This window comes from Arcobacter sp. YIC-80 (assembly GCF_044841725.1).
Classification (GTDB): Bacteria; Campylobacterota; Campylobacteria; order Campylobacterales; family Arcobacteraceae; genus Arcobacter_B.
Map to the genome: position 1 here is coordinate 54158 of NZ_JBJBSI010000008.1, position 22057 is coordinate 76214.

Consider the following 22057-nt stretch of genomic DNA (forward strand, 5'->3'; position numbering starts at 1 on the left):
AAAATAAAAGTTTGAATTTTCTTAATTACAAAAATTGTAAAAAAGTGATAAATTTTATCTAAAATATTCTTTTATATGTGTAAAGTAGAATTTTTTATTCTACTGTTACACTTTTTGCAAGGTTTCTAGGCATATCTACATCATTTCCTAGTCTAATAGATATTTCCATAGAAAGAAGTTGTAAAGCAACTAACATTTCAAAAAACTCTAACATATAATGATCTGTTTTTTCAGTTTTTATAAAATCATCAGCAAGTTCAAAATCAAGTGGAGATACTGCACAAATAGTACTATCTCTAGCACTTAATTCTTCAACATTTGATTTGATTTTGTCATAAAGTAAATTTTGAGGCATTAATGCAATTGTAAATAACTCTGGATCAGCTAATGCAATAGGTCCATGTTTCATCTCTCCTGCTGGGTAGCCTTCTGCATGTAAATATGAAATCTCTTTTAATTTTAACGCACCTTCTAAAGCTAATGGGAAGAATACATCTCTTCCAATAAAGAAGAAACCATGTCCATGTAAATATCTTTTTGATAATCTTTTTGTTTTTTCATGAATTTTATCATTTACAATTAAAGACTTTGGAACTTCTCTTAAAGCATGTAGCTCATTTTGTAAAACATCATTTTCTATCACATTTTTTTGTTTTGCAAAATATAGAGCTAACATCCATAAAACAACAGTTTGCGTTGAAAAAGCTTTTGTTGACGCAACACCTTTTTCAATTCCAGCTCTTGTAAGAATCTTATAATCAGCTACTCTTGTCATAGATGAGTTATCTACATTACATACAACAAGTGATTTAAGTCCTGCTTTTTTAGCCATTTTTAAAGCTTCTAAAGTGTCAGCAGTTTCACCACTTTGGGAAATAACAATAAATAAAGTATCATCAGTTAATAAAGGCTCTTTATATCTAAATTCACTTGCTATTTCTACATTACATTTAACTTTTGAAAGTCTTTCAAATAAATAAGCAGAAGTCATACCCGCATGATAAGAAGTACCACAAGCACAAATTTTTATTTCTTTTATTCCTTCAATAATTGAAGCGTCTATCTCATCAAAGAAAATCTCTTCATCTTTTACACGACCTAACATACAATCACTTACAACATCACTTTGCTCATAAATTTCTTTTTCCATAAAAAATCTATAACCATCTTTTTGAGCATATTGCTTAGATGTTGGAAGAGTTGACCAAGAATAATCATCTGTAAAAAACTCTAAATTTTCAGCAGTTGCTATACCACCTACTCCATCTTCTAAATAAACTACATCATTTGCTAAACCAATTAAAGGAGCATCTGATGAAGCAAATAAAACTTCGTTTTCTTCATTTCCTTTTGCGATTATTAAAGGACTACCATGTTTAAAGAAAAAGATTTTTTTAGGATCAGCTTTTGAGATTAAAAGAATTGAAAAAGCACCTTCTAATCTTTCAATTGTATTATGAAAAGCTTTTGTTGTATCATTTAATTTATTGTTATAGTTTTCAAAAAGATGAACTATAACCTCTGTATCTGTTTGGGATACAAACTTGTGACCTTTTTGAATTAACTCTTCTTTTAATTCTTTGTAGTTCTCAATAATTCCATTATGAACTACATAAGAGTATTCACCTAAATGTGGATGTGCGTTTAATTCTGTTGGTTTTCCATGAGTTGCCCATCTTGTATGACCTATTCCAATTTCGTAACTATCAGTTGAAGAAGAAGTTTTTTCCCTTAAGTTACTTAATTTACCTAATGCTTTATATACATCAATCTTATCTTTATTTAGTAAAGCAATACCAGCAGAGTCATAACCTCTATACTCTAACTCTTTTAATCCATCAAGTAAAATCTCTTTTGTATTTTGTTTACCAATGTAACCAACAATTCCGCACATGAAATACCTTTTTAGTGAAAATATATTGTGCGATTATATTTAAGAATTACTAAAAAACCCCTTTTAGTATAAATTAACTTATTCATCGATTTAGATTTGCATAATTTTTTTTTGATACAATCAAATTATGAAACAATTTATAAAAACAAATAATGACTACTTTACTTTTTCTTCATGTGAAACTTGTGAAGCTAATTGTTGTGATGGAAGAAAAGGTACTGTTTTTTCACAAATTATACTATCAGACTTTGAAGAAATTTATGAAAACTACCCTATTCTTTTTATTTTTGGTGAGTTAGGGTATTTAAAACCTGTCATAATACTTACCAATGGAAAAGATTTCTGTCCACATTTAAAAGATTTTAGATGTGGAATTTATGAGAAAAGATCATCAATTTGTAGAACATATCCTCTTAGTGCAAATATTGATAATAATATTTATATTGATTATTTATGTCCAGCTGTGGGGAAAAATAAAAATGATAAACTAATTGTAAATAATTCGAAAGTTAATAAAGACTTTTTTGTAAATATTTTAGATAATTATCAAGATAAATATATAGAAACATTTCATGAACTTGATAAGTTTAATAAAAAAGAAGATTTAGAACTTTGTATTACTATTAAAGGGATTGAATTTTTTAAATATGTAAAAAAAACAAATAATAAATATTTGAAGATGCATCAAAAATCTTTAAAACATCTTCAAAATGATTATTTTAAAGGTTTAGATTCTTAATTAAAGCCTCATGAATATAACTATTTGAAGCCACAATATATTTATCTTCAAATAGTGTATATTCTTCACCTTTAATATTACTTACAATACCACCTGCTTCTTGAAGAATAATAAGCCCAGCACTAACATCCCAAGCTTTTAAATTCATTTCATAATAACCTTCATAAATGCCACGTGCTACATAACATAGATCAAGTGCAGCAGAACCTAGTCTTCTTATATCTTGACATAAAGGCAATATATCTTTTATTTTTTTCACTACATCATTTAAATCATTTTCACAAGTACCACTTGTGTATGGGAAACCTGTTGATAAAAGTGCTTTTTGAAGATCATCTTCTTTTGAAACTTCAATTCTTTTACCATTTAAATATGCGCCTAAACCAACTTGTGCTGTATATAATTCATCTAAAATTGGATTGTAAACTACACCTATAAAAGGTTTTTTATTTTTATATACACCTAAAGATATACAAGTATGTGGCACTTGATTTACAAAATTTGTTGTTCCATCAATTGGGTCAACTATGATTGAGTTTTTAAACTCTAAATTACTATTATCTGATTCTTCTGCTATTACATTAAAATCTTTAAACTCTTTTGATAATTTATCCTTTAAAAAGTTTTCAACTGCTACATCATATTTCGTTACTAAATCTTTTTTTCCTTTAAAATTCACATCTTTATTTTTATAATATCCCTCTTTTAAAATTAAAGAAGCTTCTTTTACTATTTCTATTATTTTTTCAATCATATTCACTCTTTTTAAATTTTTTTTATTTTATCTAATATTTATTAATTTCCTTATTTTTATAGTTGATTAAACTAAGTTAATACATAGTTTAAAATTTTGATACAATTTTTATAAACTTTTTGTATAATAAATAAAAGTAAATAATAATATTCTAATATCTTATAAATTAGGCTTTTAGAGTATGCTATTTTATATAATTATATATTAATAAGAAGAGTTTAGAATGAGTGATATAAGTTTAAATGAAGACCAAAAAGATTGTTTACAAGAATTAATGAATATAGCTTATGGCTCTGCAAGTAGTGCAATTGCAGATATAATAGATGCTTTTGCTACACTAGCAATACCAAATATAAATATTATTAATGTAAGTGAATTAAAAACTTATCTAAACAAACAGTTAAATGATGAAGAACATTTTGTTTCAACTCAATTAATAAATGGTGACTTTTGTGGAGAAAATTTATTTATAATTGATAGACAGTCTGCACTGAATCTTTCTGAAGAATTTGATTTGATTGATAATGAAGATTTAAAAGATGAAGAAATTAGTGATATCATTTTGGAAATTACAAACATTTTGTCTTCTACAACTATAAGCTCACTTGTAAAAGAAATGGACTCGTATGTTTCATTTTCACCACCCAGCATAAGAATCATAAAAAATGCTTCTCAACTTGAAGATAATTTAATAGAACAGTATCAAAAAGTAATTATTATTTCCACTGAACTTAATTTTTCAGAACAAAATATTTATGGTCATTTATTAATGTTAGCAACAGATGAATCTATTATTCATATAAAACAAACCATAGATAAAATACTTGATGAGTATTAATATGTTTGAAAATCAATTTAACTTAATTTGTGAAACTATCAATAGTGGTATTCTAATTTTAGACAAGAATTTAAATGTAAAATTTTGGAATAAATGGATGGAAATACATACCAAAATAAAAGCAAATGAAATAAAAGATAAAAATCTTTTAGACTTCTACGGAAATATCAATTCTAAAATGCTTACAAGAAAAATCAAAACAACTCTAAGAATAAACTCATCAACTTTTTATAATAGTGAACAAATAAACTATCTTTTTGATATAAAACTAAATAATATTGCTGATTCTGTATTTTACAATATGCAACAAAGTATTACTATCTCACCTTTTGATTTAGAAAAAGAATTAGTTGTTGTATACGTTTATGACACAACATTATTAAGAGAAACAAACTATAAATTAAAGAAATCTAAAAAAGAACTAGAAGAAAAAAATGATGAATTTCAAAGAATGATAAATGCTTTAACAGAAGGTTTAATAATATCTGATGAAGATGGTAACTGCGAAATCATAAATAATTATGGTAGAAAGCTTTTAAAAATAAAAGATGAAAACTCTATACAAAATAAAAATATTTTAGATTTTGTTTGTGAAAAAAGTAAAGATTTAGTTAAAAGAAATCTTGCTTGTGATGATATTAGAACTTATGAAATTTATATAAAAAAAGAGAATGATACGTTTTTTCCTGCACTAGTAAGTGGGCAAGCAATTCAACTTGATAACAAAAAGAAAAAAATATCAACTTTTATCGATATAAGTAATATAAAAGAAAAAGATAGATTATTAACTAGACAAGCAAAACTTGCAGATATGGGACAAATGATAGCAAATATTGCACATCAATGGAGACAACCCTTAAGTTTAATTTCCACTACGGCTAGTGGATTAAAACTATACCAAGAACTTAATAAACTTGATGAAAAAACACTAGATAATGCTTTAGATCAAATAATGAATACAACAGCTCACTTATCTCAAACAATTGATGATTTTAAAAACTTTATTAAAGACGATAAGAAAAAAACAATATTTGACTTAAGTGATATAATTCAAAAAGACTTATCTCTACTTGAAGGGATTATAAAAACTTCCCATATAAAAATTGTTATCAATAAAAAACATGAAGACATAATAATGAAAGGCTATCCAAACGAATTAACACAAGCAATTGTAAATATAATAGCAAATGCAAGAGATGCCTTAGATGAAAGAAAAATTGATGAAAAATATATTTTTATTGAGCTTGAAAAAGTAAATAATTATGGTTATTTAAGAATATATGACAATGCCAAAGGATTAGATAATGATATTATTGATAGAGTATTTGAACCTTATTTTACAACAAAACATAAATCTCAAGGTACAGGACTAGGTCTTTTTATGACTCATAGAATCATAACAGATAGTATGGATGGTTCAATTGTTGTAAATAATTTAAACTTTACACATAAAGAAAAGAAGTATAAAGGGGCTTGTTTTACTATTGAGTTACCTTTACATAAATTATAGATTTTTTTCATTATTTTGTTTAATAAACCTTTGAGGTTTAGCTAAATAAAAACCTTGTAAAAAATCTACTTCTAAATCTACTACTATATTAAAAACCTCTTTTGAATGAACATATTCTGCTACAGTATAGGCTTTTAGGTCTTTTGCCATTCTTACGATATTTTTTACTATTTTTTTTGACTCTAAAGAAGTATTTATATCTTTTATTAAAGAACCATCTATTTTAATAATATCAGGTTTTAGTTTTAAAATATTTTCCATACTTGAATAACCACTACCAAAATCATCAATTGCTATTTTACATCCAAAAGCTCTTATTGTATAAATAAACTCTTGAACTACTGAAAAATCTTTTATACAATCAGATTCTAAAATTTCAAATATTATATAATTTGAATTTTTACATCTTCTTACTTTTTCATAAATAAAATTTCTAAAGCTTTCATTTTGTATATCTTCATAACATAGATTCAAACTAAATTCAAAACCCTTATTACAAAAAACATCAAAAGATTTTTCAAACATTAGATACATCATTTTTTCATATAAATTGATTTTTTTAGATAAATCTAAATATTTAAAAATAGAAACTACCTCACTATTATCTTTTGTTTTGATTCTCATTAAACTCTCATATTTTTCAATTTTTAATGTTTTTGAATTAAAGATAGCTTGAAAATAAGGTACAATATTACCCTCATCCACTGCATTTTTTAGAAATAAAATTTCATCTACAAGTTTACTTTGTTCTTCTTCTTTATAAACAACAGTTAAAATATCTAAATTTATATCTATTATTTTATCTAAAGAGTTTAAAGAGTTAAACATTTTTTCTTTTATCAAAACATCTTTCATAAATCTTCTAATATAACTAAAAGCTGCATTTACATAATGAGTAGGAAGACCTATTTTAACATGTACTTCACTAATATAATTTAGTTTTTCAAAATAAAAAGCATCATAATTACCACAAAAAAGACTTAAGTACCAGTTTTGTATTCCCACTTCATGTCTTTTTTGAATTTCTTTATTATTTAAAAACATTCTTGCATGATCAAATTTAAAAATAAAGTCATAAAAACCTAATAATAATTCATCAATATACTTTAAGGCAATATCTTTAATTTTCATCAATTCTTTAGAATCAGATTCATTAAATTGGTAATGTTTTAATACTTTTTTGAAATTATTTTCCATATACTTTTATCCTTATTCTTTGATTATTTTCCTTCAAATTTTTTTTCATTTGCATTATTAAAAATTTTATTAGCAATATCTGAGGTTTTTTTAGCAATTGTATTTGTTTGAGATGAAACTTCTGTATTAGCTTTAATTTGTTCTTCTAATATATTCATAGCATCATTTATTTTATGAATTCCTGTTTGTTGATTTTTAGAAATACTAGATACTGTTCCTATAATGTCGATAGTTTTATTAATATCATTATTTAAAGAATTATACCCTTCAATCATATCTTGAGCTATGCTTTTTCCCTCATTAGCTTTTATGTTTGCTCTTTCTACAAGATGTTTTATTTCTTTTGCTGCTTCTGTGCTTTTATTTGCTAGGTTTCTTACTTCTTGAGCAACAACTGCAAAACCTTTTCCAGCATCACCCGCTGTTGCAGCTTCTACAGCTGCATTTAATGAAAGAATATTTGTTTGAAAAGCTATTTGATCAATAACGCAAATAGCTTCATTAATATCAGTAACTTGTTTATTAATTTCATCCATTGCATTATTTGTCTTAAATGCTAAATCTTCTCCACACTTCGCAGAGTTAACAACTGCATTTGATAAACTTGACATTTCAAGAGTTTTGTTTGATGTTTCCATTATATTATGAGTAATATCTTCTAAAACAACAGCTGTATTATTTAAACTACTAGCTGCTTCATAGGAAGAATTATTAAGTTTATCTACATTATTTAGTAATATATCAGCTGAGCTTTGTAAAGTTTTTCCATTTGTTTTATTTTCTAAAAGCATTTGTGTAATTGCCTCTTTTAGTTTATTTATAGCTATTACTAAAAGTTTCATTTCACTATCATCTGATATTTTATTTAATTTTAATTCTTTTGTATAATCATAGTTTATATATTTTTCTAAAATATTATTCATAGATGAAAAATGTTGCTTTGTTTCAAGAATCATATCATTTACACTCTCTTTAAACTCTTCTAAAGAAGGGTTTGATGTTTTTGAAGTAATAATTTCTGAATAATCTCCGTGCTTAAGCTTATTCATAACTTGTTTTGCTTCTTGAATCAAAATTGACTCTTCTTGCTCTTTTAAAATAAGCTGTTCTTCTCTTATATCTACAACATCTTTTATCTCCGAGTATTCACTAGCCATAGAAGTATTTATCTTTAAAGAAACATTTTTATTATCCATATTTCTTAAAAATTTAATTAGTTCTTTTGATAAGTTATTTCCATTTTTTCTTTCATCTAATTCATGTACAATCAATGCTAAAGCAAGTAGTATTTGAATAATTTGTGAAATATAATCACTTGTAAATAATAACGCATTTAAAGGAAGTAAAAAGATTCCCATTAAATGTATAATTGTCATTCTAAAATATAATGATTTTAAATTAAACATATATTCTCCTAATATTAATAAGTTGAAGTTTAACAAAATTAATTCAAATGATTATTGATTAGAATCAACACTACTTTAAAATTATTTTAGTTGATTAAAACTTTTTAATAGGAGTATAAAGAAGTTATATATGACTAAATAAAAGATAATCCAACAAGACCAATTATTGTAAAAAAGATACCTATTATTCCAATTGAAGAAGGAAGTAAAACTGTTAAAAATATTATTTCAAATATTAATGTAAACAATACTTCCCCTGATTGAGTAGAGTCAACAAGTGCAATTTTTGAGGAACTATTTGCTTTTGCTCTTGCATATAAAAACAATGAAGTAGCCATAATACCTGAAAAAATTGCTACTAATAGCATAGAAATATACTGATTAACAGAAGGTTTATCTACATCAAGAACTATAAATAAAATAAGCCAAAAAGGTAAACTTCCTAAAGACAATAAAAAAACTTTTGAGAAAGTATTTCTTATTATATCTTTTCTTATTTGGCAAAGAGATTCATTATTTTGCAGTTCCCAAACCAGCTGATTACCAATAGGATATGCAAAACTTGCTATAAGAATCAAGAATATATTAAAAATTTGTGTTGTAATGTTATCTATGCTTATGTATGTAATATTAATAAGGCTTATTCCAATAAAAATAATCACTACAAAAAACCATGTTAATTTTGATATTTTTTTACCAAAAAAGAATAAAATAAAAAGAGTAGCTATAATAGTAAACTGCCAAGTAGTAGCAACAACCCATGCGGGAGAACTATCTGCAACATAACAAATCAAAGCATAAAATACACCAAATCCGATTGAGCCTGAAATACTCCAAAATAAAAAGTAATTATAAAACTCTATAAATAAAGATTTTAAATACCCATATCCTTTAAAAATATAAAATCCAATACATAAAAGTAATAGCATATAAATATATCTAAGAGTTGCAGACCAAAACCAATGTCCTCCATCTTGAGCAATAAACTTATTAAAAATAAATGTTGAACTAAAGAATAATGATGCTAATAAACCATAAACTACTATCTTAAGTGTTAATTTACTCACAAAAAACCTTTTTTATCAAATATACCTTTATTTGAATTTTTTCTATAGTAAAATATTGATATGCAAATATTTTATATAGTATAATCATAAAAGAAAGTATCATAATGAAAAGCATAGAACAACAAGTATCATTTATCAATAATAAATTTAAAAATATTACATTAAATAAACATTTCCATGAAGAATACTCTTTTAGTTTGATATATAAAGGTGAGCACATATATGAAAATGAAAAAGATAAATTTAACTTAGGACTAGGTACATTACAAGTTGTAAATCCTTATGAACTACACTCAACAAAAAATAGTAGTTGGTCATACTTAAATGTTATGATTGATAGGGAACTAATAAATGATATATCAAAAGACTTAACACAAAATAACCTAGTAAAAAATATTTTATTTAATCCTATAATAACTGATATAAAAGCTGTAAAACTTTTTAATCTTATCTTCAATCTAATAAGTAATAAAAATTATAATAATATTGATATTGAGACTTATATAATTCAGTTTATTGAATATATCTTAAAATATCATACAAATGATAAAATCCCTTCTATAGCAAATATAACTTGCTCAAAAAATACAATCAATAAAGCAATAGAATTTATAAATGACTATGATAAAAAAGTAGAAATTTCATTGTCAGATATAGCTTTAGAAGTAGGAATTACAAAATATCACTTAATTAAAGAGTTTAAAAAACATATTGGTATTACTCCAAATCAATATATTCAAATAAAAAAAGTAAACTTATCAAAAGATTTAATCAAAAAAAATATTCCATTATCTCATGTAGCTTTTGAATCAGGTTTTACAGACCAATCATATATGATAAAAGTATTTAAAAGATATTATGGATATACCCCTTCAAAATTGAATAGTTTATAAATTGTGATTATTTTAAATTAGATATAAGAGTGTGAGTTTCTTGAAAATGTCAAGAAACTCTAGAGTTGTCTCTCGGACTTCGTGGCTTTGCTAAGCTTCGACCACTTCCTCTGCGTAAACTAAAAGAGTGAAAATATTCACTCTTTTTTAACGTTTACTTACATTCCCATTCCAGGCATTCCGCCCATTCCACCCATATCAGGCATTGCAGGAGCAGATGCTTTATCTTCTTTGATATCAGTTACAGTTGCTTCAGTTGTTAATAATAAAGATGCAACAGATACTGCATTTTGCATTGCTACTCTTTCAACTTTTGCAGGATCTACGATACCTGCTTCGAACATATCTACATACTCACCAGTTGCAGCATTAAATCCAAAGTTTTCATTATCTGATTTTTCTACTTCATTTACAACAACACCAGCATCAAAACCAGCATTTAATGCGATTTGTTTCATAGGTGCTTTAATAGCTCTTAAAACAATATCAGCACCAATAGCTTCATCACCTTCTAAGTCTAAAGATACTTTAGCAGCAGCTCTTATTAATGCAGCTCCTCCACCAAGAACAATACCTTCTTCAACAGCAGCTCTTGTTGCAGATAAGGCATCATCAACTCTATCTTTTTTCTCTTTCATTTCAGTTTCAGTAGCAGCACCTACTTTGATTACTGCAACACCACCAGAAAGTTTTGCTAATCTTTCTTGTAATTTTTCTTTATCATATTCAGAAGTTGTATTTTCAATTTCTGCTTTGATTTGATTAACTCTATTAGCTACCATATCAGCTGAACCTGTACCATCAACGATAGTAGTATTATCTTTGTCAATTACAACTCTAGCAGCAGTACCTAAACAAGAGAATTCAGCAGTTTCTAGTTTCATTCCCATTTCTTCTGAAATAACTGTACCATTTGTTAATACAGCAATATCTTCTAACATAGCTTTTCTTCTATCACCAAATCCTGGAGCTTTAACAGCTGCAATATTTAAAGAACCTCTTAATCTATTTACAACTAATGTAGCTAATGCTTCACCATCTACATCTTCTGCGATAATTAAAAGTGGTCTTCCTGCTTGGTTAACTGATTCTAAGATTGGTAACATCTCTTTTAAGTTAGAGATTTTTTTGTCATATAATAAAATAAATGGATTTTCCATCTCAGTAATCATTTTTTCTGAATTAGTTACAAAGTAAGGAGATAAGTAACCTCTATCAAACTGCATACCTTCAACTACATCTAACTCATCAGAAATACCTTTAGCTTCTTCAACTGTAATAACACCATCTTTACCAACTTTATCCATAGCTTCTGCAATCATAGCACCAATTGCTGTATCAGAATTTGCAGAAATAGTAGCAACTTGCTCAATTTCAGTTTTATTAGCAACTACTTTAGAAGAAGCTTTTAAGTTAGCTAAAATTGCTTCTGTTGCTTTATCCATACCTCTTTTTAATGAAATAGGATTTGCACCAGCAGTTACATTTCTTAATCCCTCTTTAAATACAGAATTAGCTAATACTGTAGCAGTCGTAGTACCATCACCTGCTTCATCAGCAGTTTTAGAAGCAACTTCTTTTACAAGTTGAGCACCCATATTTTCTAATGTATCTTCAAGTTCAATTTCTCTTGCTACTGAAACACCATCTTTTGTAATATTTGGCGCACCGAAAGATTTTTGTAATAATACATTTCTTCCTCTTGGTCCCATTGTAACTTTTACAGCATCAGCTAGTTTTTCAACACCTGTATATAATTTATTTCTTGCATTATCACTAAATGAAATTTCTTTTGCCATCTTACATAACTCCTATAATATTTTCAATATCTAATACTAAATAATCTTCACCATCTAAAGTGAATTCAGTTCCTCTGAACTGTTCAAATACAATAGTATCACCCTCTTTTAATTCAGTTACTTCCGAACCAATCGCTTTAACTATTGCCGTGTTTGGTTTTTCTTTTGCAGAATCTACAAGAATAATTCCGCTTGCAGTTTTCTCTTCAACTTCTGTTCTTTGCACTAAAACTCTTTTACCTAGTGGTTTAAAATTCATAGTATTTCCTTTTATTAAGTTTTATTATAATTATTATTTGTACTTTTAGCACTCTAATTTTTTAAGTGCTAAAATTTTATAAAATTTTTGATTAATTGTCAAGTACTTTGAGTTAAAATGACTAAGAGTTTGAAAAAACTCTTATTTATGTCTATTTATGTACTTTAATAGTAGCTCTTCAAGAGAGTTTTTTAAATTATTATCTAAAGTTTCAAGTGTATTTTCACATTTTAAAGCTAATTCATCTGCTGCATTTATAGCACCTTTTAGTCCTAATAAATTAACAAATGAATTTTTAGCTTCATCATTTTGAGTTGTTTTTCCTGCTTCTTCTTCGGTACAAGTTTCATCTATAATATCATCTTGAATTTGAAAAAGTAATCCCAAATCAATTCCAAAATTATAAAGTTTATCTTGAGTTTCTAAATCATACTCACTTATAATAGCACCCATTTTTAAAGCACACGCTATCAATTTTGCAGTTTTATGAATATGTAAAAATTCCAATTGATTAAGTTCTAGTTTTTGGTTTTCAAAATGACAGTCAATTGCTTGACCTATTATCATTCCATTTATTCCACCATCACTACTTAAAGTTTTTATCAATTCAATTTTTACATCATTATGTAAAGGGGCATTTGAAACTTGTCTAAAGGCCTCTGTATTTAAAGCATCTCCAACTAAAACAGCTGTTACTTCATCATACTTTTTATGAAGTGTTTGAAAACCTCTTCTTAAATCTGCATTATCCATTGATGGTAAATCATCATGTACAAGGGAATAAGTATGAAGCATTTCTAAACCTAAGGCTACAGGCATAGAATTTGAGATAAGTAAGCTTTTATTTGATTTTACAACTGAAAGTAAAAGCATTGGTCTAAATCTTTTACCACCTGCTTGAAGCATATCACCTAAAGCTTTTTCAAAATGGGGATGAAATGTATTCGATATTGGAAGATTACTTTGTAAGTAATCTTCAAATTTATTTAAAAGTTCTTTCATATTTACTTTTGGCCAAATGGATTCATACCACCCATCATATTCATAGCCATCATTTTTCTATTTTCATCAGACTGTTTAATTACATCATTCATTGCTGAAATAAGTAGAATTTGTAAAGAGTCTTTATCTTCTAGTAGCGAATCATCGATTTGTAAATCAATTACTTCTGAGTTTCCATTTATAGAAATTTCTACCATTCCTCCGCCTGCTTTTGAAGTAAATACCTTATTTGCATTTTCTTCTTTTGCATTGTCAGCCATGTCTTGAACTTGCTTCATCATCGAATTTAAATCAAGATTTTTTAAGTCAATTCCATCAAACATGATCAGATCCTACTAGTTCATTTGTTATCATATCAATATTATTTTTTTCATCCACAATTACAACTGTTGGTTTATAGTTTTCTAATTCTGCTTCATTATATGAAGCATAAGCAATAACTATAATTTTATCACCAATTTCAACTTTTCTTGCAGCTGCACCATTTAAACACATATCTTTACTTCCAGCCTTACCTTTTATTACGTAAGTTTGAAATCTTTCACCATTATTAATATTTACAATATCAACTTTTTGACCAACTCTTAAATGAGAAGCTTGCATAAGTTCTTCATCTATTGTAATTGATCCAACATAGTTTAAATTCGCATCTGTAACAGTTGCTCTATGAATTTTACTATATAGCATATCAAATGTCATATATTTAATTCCTCTTTTTAACTTCCTAAATTAACTGGTTCACCCCAGTACTGTTTTGGTATTAAATACTCTTCAACAGGGCTTCCACCAACTATATGTTCTTCAATTATTCTATCTATTTTTTCCTTAGATAACTGACAGTACATATAATGTCCTGGCTCTACTAACATAACAGGTCCCATCTGACATCTACCTAAACATGATGTTCTAACAACCTGTACAGGTCCCATCAATCCTTTTTGCATCATACTTTGTGCTGTATGATTAAATAAATCTCTAGTATTTTCATTTACACATGAAGGTTTTGGCATCCCAGGAGGTGATGCTTGTTCACACTTAAATATATAAAATGTAGGTTGTGGAATTGATGGCATAGACATTATTTTTCCTTTTTGTTCGCATTTTACAATAATTCAGCGAATTTTAACACTTTTTTTTTAAATTTTAATAAAAAATTGATTTTAATTTTTTTTTAAACCAAACATAATATACTAATTTCCTACAAAATAAAATTATAAGGGATAATTATGAAAAGAATTTTATTTATTCTTTGTTCATTCGTGTTACTTTTAGAAGCAGCAAATCCAATTGCTGTATTTAAAACAAATAAAGGTTCTTTTGAGGTAGAACTAAGACCAAATCTTGCACCAAAAGCAGTTGAAAACTTTGTAACTCATGCAAAAAATGGTTATTATAATGGTTTAATTTTTCATAGAGTTATAAAAAACTTTATGATTCAAGGTGGAGATCCAACAGGAACAGGAAGAGGTGGAGAATCTATTTGGGGTAAACCTTTTGAAGATGAATTTTCATCTAAAGCACTATTTGATAAAGCAGGTATTTTAGCAATGGCTAATGCAGGTAGAAATACAAATGGAAGTCAATTCTTTATTACAACTGTTCCTACTTACTGGCTAAATGGAAGACATACTATTTTTGGTTATGTAAAAAATGGTTTTGATATTGTAAAAAAAATAGAAAGTGTACCAACTGTAAAAGGAAACAAACCTTTAGTAGATCAAAAAATAGAATCAATTACTATTAAATAGAAGCTAACTTAGCTTCTATTTAAAAACTTTTTTCATAAACTCTTTATCTCCATAAGCAATTATTTGTTTTTCTAAATTTTCAATTCTTAGCATTTCTGTTTGAGCTTTTTGTTTCCAATATTCAAGTTTCTCAATTAAAGCATCATCAGTTTCAATAACTTCATATTTTTGAGTAATATCAGTAAGTTTTTCTTCTAAGTCATCAATTTCTAATTGATAATCTATTTTTATTTGTTGTAATTGCTTTTCATACTTCTCAATTAGATCATCACATTTTTTATTTAATTTTTTAACTTTATATTCTAATTGAGAATTTTCATTCATAATTTTAAGCATACTAGTATGTTCACTAGCTTGTTTTTTATATCCAGCAAGCTCAGTTCTTAGATGTTTATTATGTAAACTATATTTTTCAAGTGAATAAATATATTTTTCAATATCTTTTTTAGATTTATCTAATTCTCTTTTTAAAATACTTAATTCTTTTTTCAAATTATTGATAATCATATTTTGTTCAGCAGAACCTTCTTTACTTCTAATAAAGATTTCACTTTTATCTTTCATCAATGATAATTGTATATTTCTTTTTTTATCTAATTCTTCTGTAATATCTCTTTGAATAGAAATTGCACCTGTGATTTCTGATAAATCATTTTTAACAGGAATTATATAACAATCAGTAGTAAAAGTTTTATGTTCTTTTGTAAGGTTTTTTAATACTCCATGCCAAGCATTACCATTTAAAACTTGATTATAAATATTAGTATAAATCTCATTAGAAACATCAGGATGCTTTAAAATTTTAAAGTCTTGTCCTAATAATTCGGTATTATCATAAGAAGTTGTTTGACAAAATAAATCATTTACATAAGATATTTTCATATACTCATCACATTTAACAACTATACTACTTGCATCAATTACTCTTTTGTATTCTTCTAATTCTTTATTTTGTTTATGAATTAATGATTCTTGATATAAAATATTTGCTAATTCATTCATTTGATTTAATAAATATCTTACATCTATTGGCTTTACTAGATATTCATATACTTTAAGTTTAATAGCTTTTGCTAATAAATCATTATCTGAATATGCAGTTGTTATAAATACAGGAATTTTTTTAGAATCTTCTCTTATTTTTTTTAACATATCTATACCATTTAAACTTGGCATATTAATATCTGTTAAAACTACATCAATTTCATTTTTATAATTGAAATATATTTCTAAACCCTCTTGCCCATCTTTGGCAACAAAAACTTTTTGAAAAAAATCTGATAATAACTCTTGTAATTCATTTCTTACAAGAGTATCATCTTCTACATATAATATTTTTAATTTTTTTAAAAGTTTTTTATCCATAAGTTTTTTATTTAATTTCCATACTTGAAATCAAATTTATAAAATTTATAAAATCAAAAGGTTTTCCAAGATAATGATCTACTCCAAGTTTTTCAGCTTCTTGAATATATTCAGACTCAGAATGAGCTGACATTACAATAATTGAAGTAGTAAGTTTTCTTTTTTCTTTTAATATTCTAATTAATTCAAGACCATCCATTTGAGGCATATTAATATCTGTAGCAATAATATTAATATCTGGATTATTATCTATTATTTCTAAAGCTTCGACTCCATTTTCAGCTGTTAAATACTCAACAGCTAAACTATCTAAGGCATCAGTAATAATATCTAATAAATCAACTTCATCCTCAACAAATAGAATTTTTAATTCTCTTAGTCTTTCTATCATATCTGTCATAATTAGTCTTTTAACTCTTCTTTTGCCACTACTTTTTCAATATCCATTATTACAAGCATTTCATTATTATCTAGTCTTACATAACCCTTTAAATATTTTGCAGGAATTGCAGAACCCATTTCTGAAACAGGTGCTAAAGTACTAGTATCTAATCTTTGAACATCATCAACTAAATCAACAACAATACCAATCATTCTACTATCTTCTGTTATTACAGCGATAACAGAAGTATTTTCATCATAAACAGGCTCTTCGCTTGTATTAAATTTAATTCTTACATCTAAAATAGGAACAACTTCACCTCTTAAATTAATAAGTCCTTTTACCCACCCAGAAGTATTTGGTAAAACAGTAATGTTTTCAGGATAAGTTAAAATCTCCCTAATTTTAGGTAGTTCTATTGCATATTTCATTGCGCCAAGTTCAAATGTCATAAATTCACTTGTATTGGCATAATCAATAACTTCTACATTTTCTTGTTCTTTAGTTTCCATAAGGTTTCCTTTAAAAGCTATATTATTAGTTAATTATAAATTATATGTAATGCAATAAATACAAAGATTACATGTTATACTATAAGTTATGCTTATTTTATCTTTTCTAAACTTAAATAATTATTGTTTTTGTATATCATCAATTGTACATGTAGCAATATATTTGGGTGTTTGAAGAGATATTTTATCTGATTTTTTCAGTTCCTCAAGAGAAATAACTTTGTTATTTTTTGTTATTTGAACAAAACCTTTTTTATCTTTATTATTTGGATGATTTTGCTCATAACTATTTTTTAACATATTTACTTGGTTTTGCATTTTTGAGATTGTTTGTTCAAAAGTATTTGAAAAGCTTGTCTTTAAAAAGCTCAAATTATTATTTGCTACTACAATTTTTTGAGATATATCTGCTTGAAACGAAGATTTTAAAAGTTTGATTTGAGACTCAATAAAACTAAATTTTGAATCAAGAGAGTTCTGTTCAAATAAGCTTTTTAGATTTGTAAGATTTTGTTGCTTAATTTCAAGAACTCTTTTTGTTTTATTTATATATTCATTTGCCAAACTATCTAAATATATTCTATGTTCATTTATATCAGGAAGTGCTATTTCGATAGCATTTGATGGAGTAGCAGCTCTCATATCTGCTACAAAATCAGAAATAAGATAATCAATTTCATGCCCTACAGCTGAAATAGTAGGTGTAGTAGCTTCATAAATTGCATTTGCTACAATTTCTTCATTAAAAGCCCATAAATCTTCAATACTTCCTCCACCACGACCTACAATCATAATATCACAGTTTAAAGTATCTGCATATTTTATGCTTTGAGCAATATCATAAGCCGAACCCTCACCTTGAACTAAAGTAGGTATTAAAATAAACTCTACTAAAGGCCATCTATGATGAGCTACTTTTTTCATATCTTCTATTGCAGCCCCTGTAGGTGAAGTAACTAAAGCTATTTTTTTAGGATATTTTGGAAGTTGTTTTTTGATTTCAGGATTAAAATAACCCTTTTGCTCTAACTTATTTTTTAATTGTTCAAAAGCTAAAGCTAAAGCACCTTGTCCTGATGGTTCAATTTTGCTACATAAAAGCTGATAGTTACCCCTTGGGGCATAAACAGTAATATTTCCTGTAATAACTATCTTTTGACCAACTTCAAGTTGAAATTTTAAATATTTTGCATTACCTCTAAACATTACACATGAAATAGTAGAAGTACTATCTTTTACAGAAAAATAAATGTGTCCTGAATTGTGATAAGTTAAATTTGAAACTTCTCCTTCAACATACACTTTAATAAAAGTAGTTTCAAGAAGAGATTTTATTTGTGCATTTAGTGAGCTTACACTTAAAGGAGAATTCATATATATCCTTATTGCAAGAAACTATAGTTTTCTTGCGATGATTAATGTAGAAATATTCATAGAAAAAGATTTAACATGAACAGGTTCTAATCCTGCTTGTTTTAACTCTTTACATAGATTATCTTTTGTTAAAAACTCATCAATAGAGTCTGGTAAATAAGTATAAGCTTCTTTATTTCTTGAAATTAACCCACCTAAAGTTGGTAAAATCTTATTTATATAAAAGTCTGTTAAATAATCAAGTGGGTTTGTTTTTTCATTTTTTGTAAACTCTGAAATTACAACTAATCCATCTTTTTTTAAAGCTCTAGCAAATTCATCAAAAGCTTCTTGTCTTTGAACTACATTTCTAATTCCGTAAGAAATAGAAATAATATCAACACTTTCATTTTCAAGTGGCATATCTGTAGCAAAAGCTTCAATAAATTCAACATCAGGAAGTTTCTTTTTCCCTACTTCCATCATACCAACACTTGGATCTATACCAACAATATTTTTTAAAGCAATATTATTTTCTTTTGCAATTTTTTTCCAAAACATAATCATATCACCTGTACCACAAGCAACATCAACTATCTTTTCAATCTCTTTTTTGTTGTATAGTTCAAATGTTTTATTACAAGCTTTATTTCTCCATGATTTATCAATACCCATTGATAAAACTCTATTCGCTACATCATAAGTTCCAGCAATGTCATTAAACATTGATACAATTTTTTCTTGTTTACCCATAATTTATTAAATCCTATTCATATTTTTAAAAAATAAATTTACCAACTAAAAGACCTAAAATAAATCCAATATTTACAGCCAATGCCAAATATAAAAGCGAAATTTTTTTATCTGCTTTTGGTAACATATTTAAAACATCTTCTTGTTTTTGAAGTGTTTTATGAAAGTAATCATTTGACTGTTCAAAGTTTTTAGATGTTTTTTCTAAATTTTTAGTTGCCTTTCTTAAAGAAAGTTCTGAAAATTCCATTCGTTCAACAAGCTCTTTTGCTTGTTTAAAACTCATATCACTCATTTCTTGATATCAATCCACTGATCTAAATCACAAAAAATTCTATTTAATACATTGATTACATAATCTTTTGCTTCTGTTTGAATTCTTCTAAAGAAAAGATATTTTCTTGCACTTTCAATATCACCCATCTCTTTTGCTTGGATAGCTTTTGCTCCAAAATCAGTGTTATTATAAGCCATTTCCCAAACTGTAGAACCCAAGTATCTACTCATTGTAATTACTTTATCATTCTGAACAGGGAAATATTTTGGATCTTTTACAAAATCACAAATAACTGAGTTTGAGTCTAAATATTTATGACCAAAAAAGTTTATATATTGTTCTTGATAATAATCTTCATCCATAGAAATAGCTCTATTTAAAGCAAATATCAGATTTTCTTCAGGATTTTTTTCAATTTTTTTGATTTTTTTCATGGTTGCTATTGCATTTTTCCCATCAAGCTCACCATCACCTAAAGGAATAATCCATTTTACATTTCCAAATGAACCTACTTTTTTAATCTCATCAAGTACTAATGTAGAAGTTTTATTTCCACCTACATCAACTATAACTTCATGATTATCATCCATTAAAATCAGCTCATCTAATTCAGTTATTCTATTAGTTCCAAGCATTCTTTTATTTACAATTTCTGTTCTTGTAAAAGACCTACTATCATTATTCTCATCATCAACTTCTATATAAGTAATCTTTTTACCATGTTTTTTATATAAATATGGAGCAATTACTTGCATTGCTACTGTAGATTTACCTACACCACCTTTTGTTTGTGGAATTATAATCATCAATTAACCCTTTGGATTGCGTTTCATAAACTCGACAATTTTGCCATGAAACCTTGCATAAAGTTTATTTAAACTAATTTCATAGCCATAAAGTTTGGCTATTTTATCGTAATTTTCATTAATTCCATATACTATCCATGTCTGTATATCGTAATATGACTCAAACTCATATCCAAATCTTTTTAATAATCTATTAGTATAAGAATCAACAACCATATATTCTTGATGGCAAGAATAACATAAAATTGCATCAGCAGTTTCTGGACCTATTCCTTTTTGATTAAGTAACCAATCTCTTGTTACATTTTCTTTGAAACTATTAAAAGAGCCAAATTCATCAAGTATATTTTTTGCTAAAAGTATAAGCCTTTTTGATTTTTGATTTTTAAAACCACTTGGAGTTATTGCTTCTACTAATAAACTAAGTTCAACTTCACTTATTTTTTCTAAACTTAGTAAATCAAGGTTTCGTAAATTTTCAAGTGATTTTTCTACATTTTGCCATTTAGTATTTTGAGTAAGTATTGAACCTAGTAATATTTCAAAATCATTATTATTAGGCCACCAATACTCTAAATTATGTGGAATTAAATCTTGATTTTTTAGATAAACTAATAAATCATAAGAGTTATTAATCTCAGTCAAGCATTGCCTTTGTGATTATATGTTCTTTTTTATCACATAGTTTTTTTATTTTGAAAGAATCTACTGCCTTCCCATCTTCTATATCAACTATCATCATCTGTAAAATAGTTTTACAAGAATTTGGTACTTCAAAATGTCCCCCAAGACCAGTTGTTGCTTTTTGTATTGGAACATAAGAATCCATTCCAATAACATTATCTCTACAACCTGTAAGTCCTATATCTGTCAAATAAGCAGTGTTTTCAAATATCTGCAAATCATCTGTTCCCACATGAGTATGTGTTCCACAAATAGCACTTACTTGGTTTTTAAACATCATAAGCATAACTCTTTTTTCACTTGTAGCTTCTCCATGAAAGTCAATAAAAATATTTTTTACACCTTCTTCATGAAGCTTTGAGACTACTTTTTTTGCCCAGTTAAAAGGATTTTCAACAGTTGGCATTGAAAACTGCCCCATTAAGTTTACTACTGCTATTTTTTCAAGTCCTTTTGAAGTTTCAACTTCGCAAATTTTTATACCACTTCCAGGAACACCCTCAGGATAATTGTCAGGTCTTAGTACTGCTTTTGTTTCAAGAAGAATAAACATCTCTTTTTTCTTATCGAAAGAGTGATTTCCTCCTGTTATTACATCAACTCCTGCTTTAAACAATTCATCACAGTTTTTGATAGTTAAACCAAAACCATGACTTGCATTTTCTGCATTAGCTACAACAAAATCAATATTATATTCTTCTTTTATTTTTACTAAATTCTCTTTTATTATTCTTCTTCCAGGTCTTCCTACTATATCACCTATAAATGCTAATCTCAAAACTTTCCTTGTAGACTTTTAATTGGCAAATTGTATCAAGT

25 protein-coding genes are annotated in these 22057 nt (G+C 26.6%); 5 read left to right on the plus strand and 20 right to left on the minus strand.

The genetic code is table 11. The features are described from left to right. Positions 1-94 precede the first annotated feature (94 nt). The gene (glmS, locus tag ACH5BK_RS11075) at positions 95-1894 is read right to left on the minus strand and encodes a glutamine--fructose-6-phosphate transaminase (isomerizing) (protein WP_404307361.1); all 1800 of its coding nucleotides are present in this window, start codon (positions 1892-1894) and stop codon (positions 95-97) included. A 127-nt stretch (positions 1895-2021) separates the two neighbouring features. On the opposite strand from glmS, the gene ACH5BK_RS11080 reads away from it, so the two are divergent. Next, positions 2022-2633, plus strand: a complete 612-nt coding sequence (locus ACH5BK_RS11080; RefSeq protein WP_404307363.1) for a YkgJ family cysteine cluster protein — start codon at positions 2022-2024, stop codon at positions 2631-2633. Here ACH5BK_RS11080 and ACH5BK_RS11085 read toward each other — a convergent pair. Beyond that, entirely contained in the window at positions 2614-3387 is a 774-nt protein-coding gene (locus tag ACH5BK_RS11085) for an inositol monophosphatase family protein (RefSeq protein ID WP_404307365.1), read from the minus strand. The two genes, ACH5BK_RS11080 and ACH5BK_RS11085, sit on opposite strands and share 20 nt — an antisense overlap. 223 nt (positions 3388-3610) lie before the next feature. Between ACH5BK_RS11085 and ACH5BK_RS11090 the strand changes: the two genes are divergently transcribed. Further along, the gene (locus ACH5BK_RS11090; protein WP_404307367.1) at positions 3611-4225 is read left to right on the plus strand and encodes a chemotaxis protein CheC; all 615 of its coding nucleotides are present in this window, start codon (positions 3611-3613) and stop codon (positions 4223-4225) included. A gap of 1 nt (position 4226) precedes the next feature. Further along, complete coding sequence (locus tag ACH5BK_RS11095) at positions 4227-5735, plus strand: ATP-binding protein (RefSeq protein WP_404307369.1); 1509 nt, start codon at positions 4227-4229, stop codon at positions 5733-5735. On the opposite strand, the gene ACH5BK_RS11100 is transcribed toward ACH5BK_RS11095, so the two are convergent. The 3 genes from ACH5BK_RS11100 to ACH5BK_RS11110 all read right to left on the minus strand — a co-directional run bounded on the left by ACH5BK_RS11100 (position 5730) and on the right by ACH5BK_RS11110 (position 9405). Beyond that, the gene (locus tag ACH5BK_RS11100; RefSeq protein ID WP_404307371.1) at positions 5730-6932 is read right to left on the minus strand and encodes an EAL domain-containing protein; all 1203 of its coding nucleotides are present in this window, start codon (positions 6930-6932) and stop codon (positions 5730-5732) included. The genes ACH5BK_RS11095 and ACH5BK_RS11100 overlap by 6 nt on opposite strands. Positions 6933-6955: 23 nt before the next feature. Then, entirely contained in the window at positions 6956-8338 is a 1383-nt protein-coding gene (locus ACH5BK_RS11105; protein WP_404307373.1) for a methyl-accepting chemotaxis protein, read from the minus strand. Between the two features lie 134 nt (positions 8339-8472). Next, positions 8473-9405: a multidrug resistance efflux transporter family protein gene (locus ACH5BK_RS11110; protein ID WP_404307375.1), complete on the minus strand. Its 933-nt coding sequence runs from the start codon at positions 9403-9405 to the stop codon at positions 8473-8475. A gap of 104 nt (positions 9406-9509) precedes the next feature. Between ACH5BK_RS11110 and ACH5BK_RS11115 the strand changes: the two genes are divergently transcribed. Further along, entirely contained in the window at positions 9510-10298 is a 789-nt protein-coding gene (locus tag ACH5BK_RS11115) for an AraC family transcriptional regulator (protein ID WP_404307377.1), read from the plus strand. 158 nt (positions 10299-10456) lie between these two features. Here ACH5BK_RS11115 and groL read toward each other — a convergent pair whose 3' ends face one another. The 6 genes from groL to ACH5BK_RS11145 all read right to left on the minus strand — a co-directional run bounded on the left by groL (position 10457) and on the right by ACH5BK_RS11145 (position 14437). Continuing rightward, positions 10457-12097, minus strand: a complete 1641-nt coding sequence (gene groL / locus ACH5BK_RS11120) for a chaperonin GroEL (RefSeq protein WP_404307379.1) — start codon at positions 12095-12097, stop codon at positions 10457-10459. A gap of 1 nt (position 12098) precedes the next feature. After that, entirely contained in the window at positions 12099-12356 is a 258-nt protein-coding gene (groES, locus tag ACH5BK_RS11125) for a co-chaperone GroES (protein WP_254577254.1), read from the minus strand. A gap of 141 nt (positions 12357-12497) precedes the next feature. After that, on the minus strand, positions 12498-13358 hold the full coding sequence (locus tag ACH5BK_RS11130; RefSeq protein ID WP_404307381.1) for a polyprenyl synthetase family protein: 861 nt from the start codon (positions 13356-13358) through the stop codon (positions 12498-12500). 2 nt (positions 13359-13360) lie between these two features. Next, positions 13361-13681 carry a YbaB/EbfC family nucleoid-associated protein gene (locus ACH5BK_RS11135; protein WP_404307383.1) on the minus strand — a complete coding sequence of 107 codons (321 nt, stop codon included), beginning with the start codon at positions 13679-13681 and terminating at the stop codon, positions 13361-13363. Further along, positions 13674-14057: an aspartate 1-decarboxylase gene (panD, locus tag ACH5BK_RS11140; RefSeq protein ID WP_404307385.1), complete on the minus strand. Its 384-nt coding sequence runs from the start codon at positions 14055-14057 to the stop codon at positions 13674-13676. Before panD ends, ACH5BK_RS11135 begins: the two co-directional genes overlap by 8 nt. Positions 14058-14074: 17 nt before the next feature. Then, a complete protein-coding gene (locus ACH5BK_RS11145; RefSeq protein ID WP_404307387.1) occupies positions 14075-14437 on the minus strand; it encodes a (2Fe-2S) ferredoxin domain-containing protein in 363 nt (120 codons plus the stop codon). 147 nt (positions 14438-14584) lie between these two features. On the opposite strand from ACH5BK_RS11145, the gene ACH5BK_RS11150 reads away from it, so the two are divergent. After that, positions 14585-15106 (plus strand): peptidylprolyl isomerase, encoded by a 522-nt coding sequence (locus ACH5BK_RS11150; RefSeq protein WP_404307389.1) that lies wholly within the window; start codon positions 14585-14587, stop codon positions 15104-15106. 15 nt (positions 15107-15121) lie between these two features. On the opposite strand, the gene ACH5BK_RS11155 is transcribed toward ACH5BK_RS11150, so the two are convergent. From ACH5BK_RS11155 to ACH5BK_RS11195, 9 genes are all read right to left on the minus strand, one after another. Continuing rightward, positions 15122-16471, minus strand: coding sequence for a response regulator (locus ACH5BK_RS11155; RefSeq protein WP_404307391.1), 1350 nt, complete (start codon positions 16469-16471; stop codon positions 15122-15124). Positions 16472-16478: 7 nt separating this feature from the next. Further along, positions 16479-16871 carry a response regulator gene (locus ACH5BK_RS11160; RefSeq protein ID WP_404307393.1) on the minus strand — a complete coding sequence of 131 codons (393 nt, stop codon included), beginning with the start codon at positions 16869-16871 and terminating at the stop codon, positions 16479-16481. A gap of 2 nt (positions 16872-16873) precedes the next feature. Then, positions 16874-17365 carry a chemotaxis protein CheW gene (locus ACH5BK_RS11165; protein ID WP_404307395.1) on the minus strand — a complete coding sequence of 164 codons (492 nt, stop codon included), beginning with the start codon at positions 17363-17365 and terminating at the stop codon, positions 16874-16876. A 120-nt stretch (positions 17366-17485) separates the two neighbouring features. Then, positions 17486-18739, minus strand: a complete 1254-nt coding sequence (gene xseA, locus ACH5BK_RS11170) for an exodeoxyribonuclease VII large subunit (RefSeq protein WP_404307396.1) — start codon at positions 18737-18739, stop codon at positions 17486-17488. A 21-nt stretch (positions 18740-18760) separates the two neighbouring features. Further along, entirely contained in the window at positions 18761-19471 is a 711-nt protein-coding gene (gene ubiE, locus ACH5BK_RS11175) for a bifunctional demethylmenaquinone methyltransferase/2-methoxy-6-polyprenyl-1,4-benzoquinol methylase UbiE (RefSeq protein ID WP_404307398.1), read from the minus strand. Positions 19472-19496: 25 nt separating this feature from the next. Then, positions 19497-19757, minus strand: coding sequence for a hypothetical protein (locus tag ACH5BK_RS11180; protein WP_404307400.1), 261 nt, complete (start codon positions 19755-19757; stop codon positions 19497-19499). A gap of 5 nt (positions 19758-19762) precedes the next feature. Next, positions 19763-20554: a hypothetical protein gene (locus ACH5BK_RS11185; RefSeq protein WP_404307402.1), complete on the minus strand. Its 792-nt coding sequence runs from the start codon at positions 20552-20554 to the stop codon at positions 19763-19765. Positions 20555-20557: 3 nt separating this feature from the next. Then, on the minus strand, positions 20558-21190 hold the full coding sequence (locus ACH5BK_RS11190) for a 3-methyladenine DNA glycosylase (RefSeq protein WP_404307564.1): 633 nt from the start codon (positions 21188-21190) through the stop codon (positions 20558-20560). A gap of 1 nt (position 21191) precedes the next feature. Beyond that, positions 21192-22016 (minus strand): YmdB family metallophosphoesterase, encoded by an 825-nt coding sequence (locus ACH5BK_RS11195; RefSeq protein WP_404307404.1) that lies wholly within the window; start codon positions 22014-22016, stop codon positions 21192-21194. Positions 22017-22057: the final 41 nt, after the last annotated feature.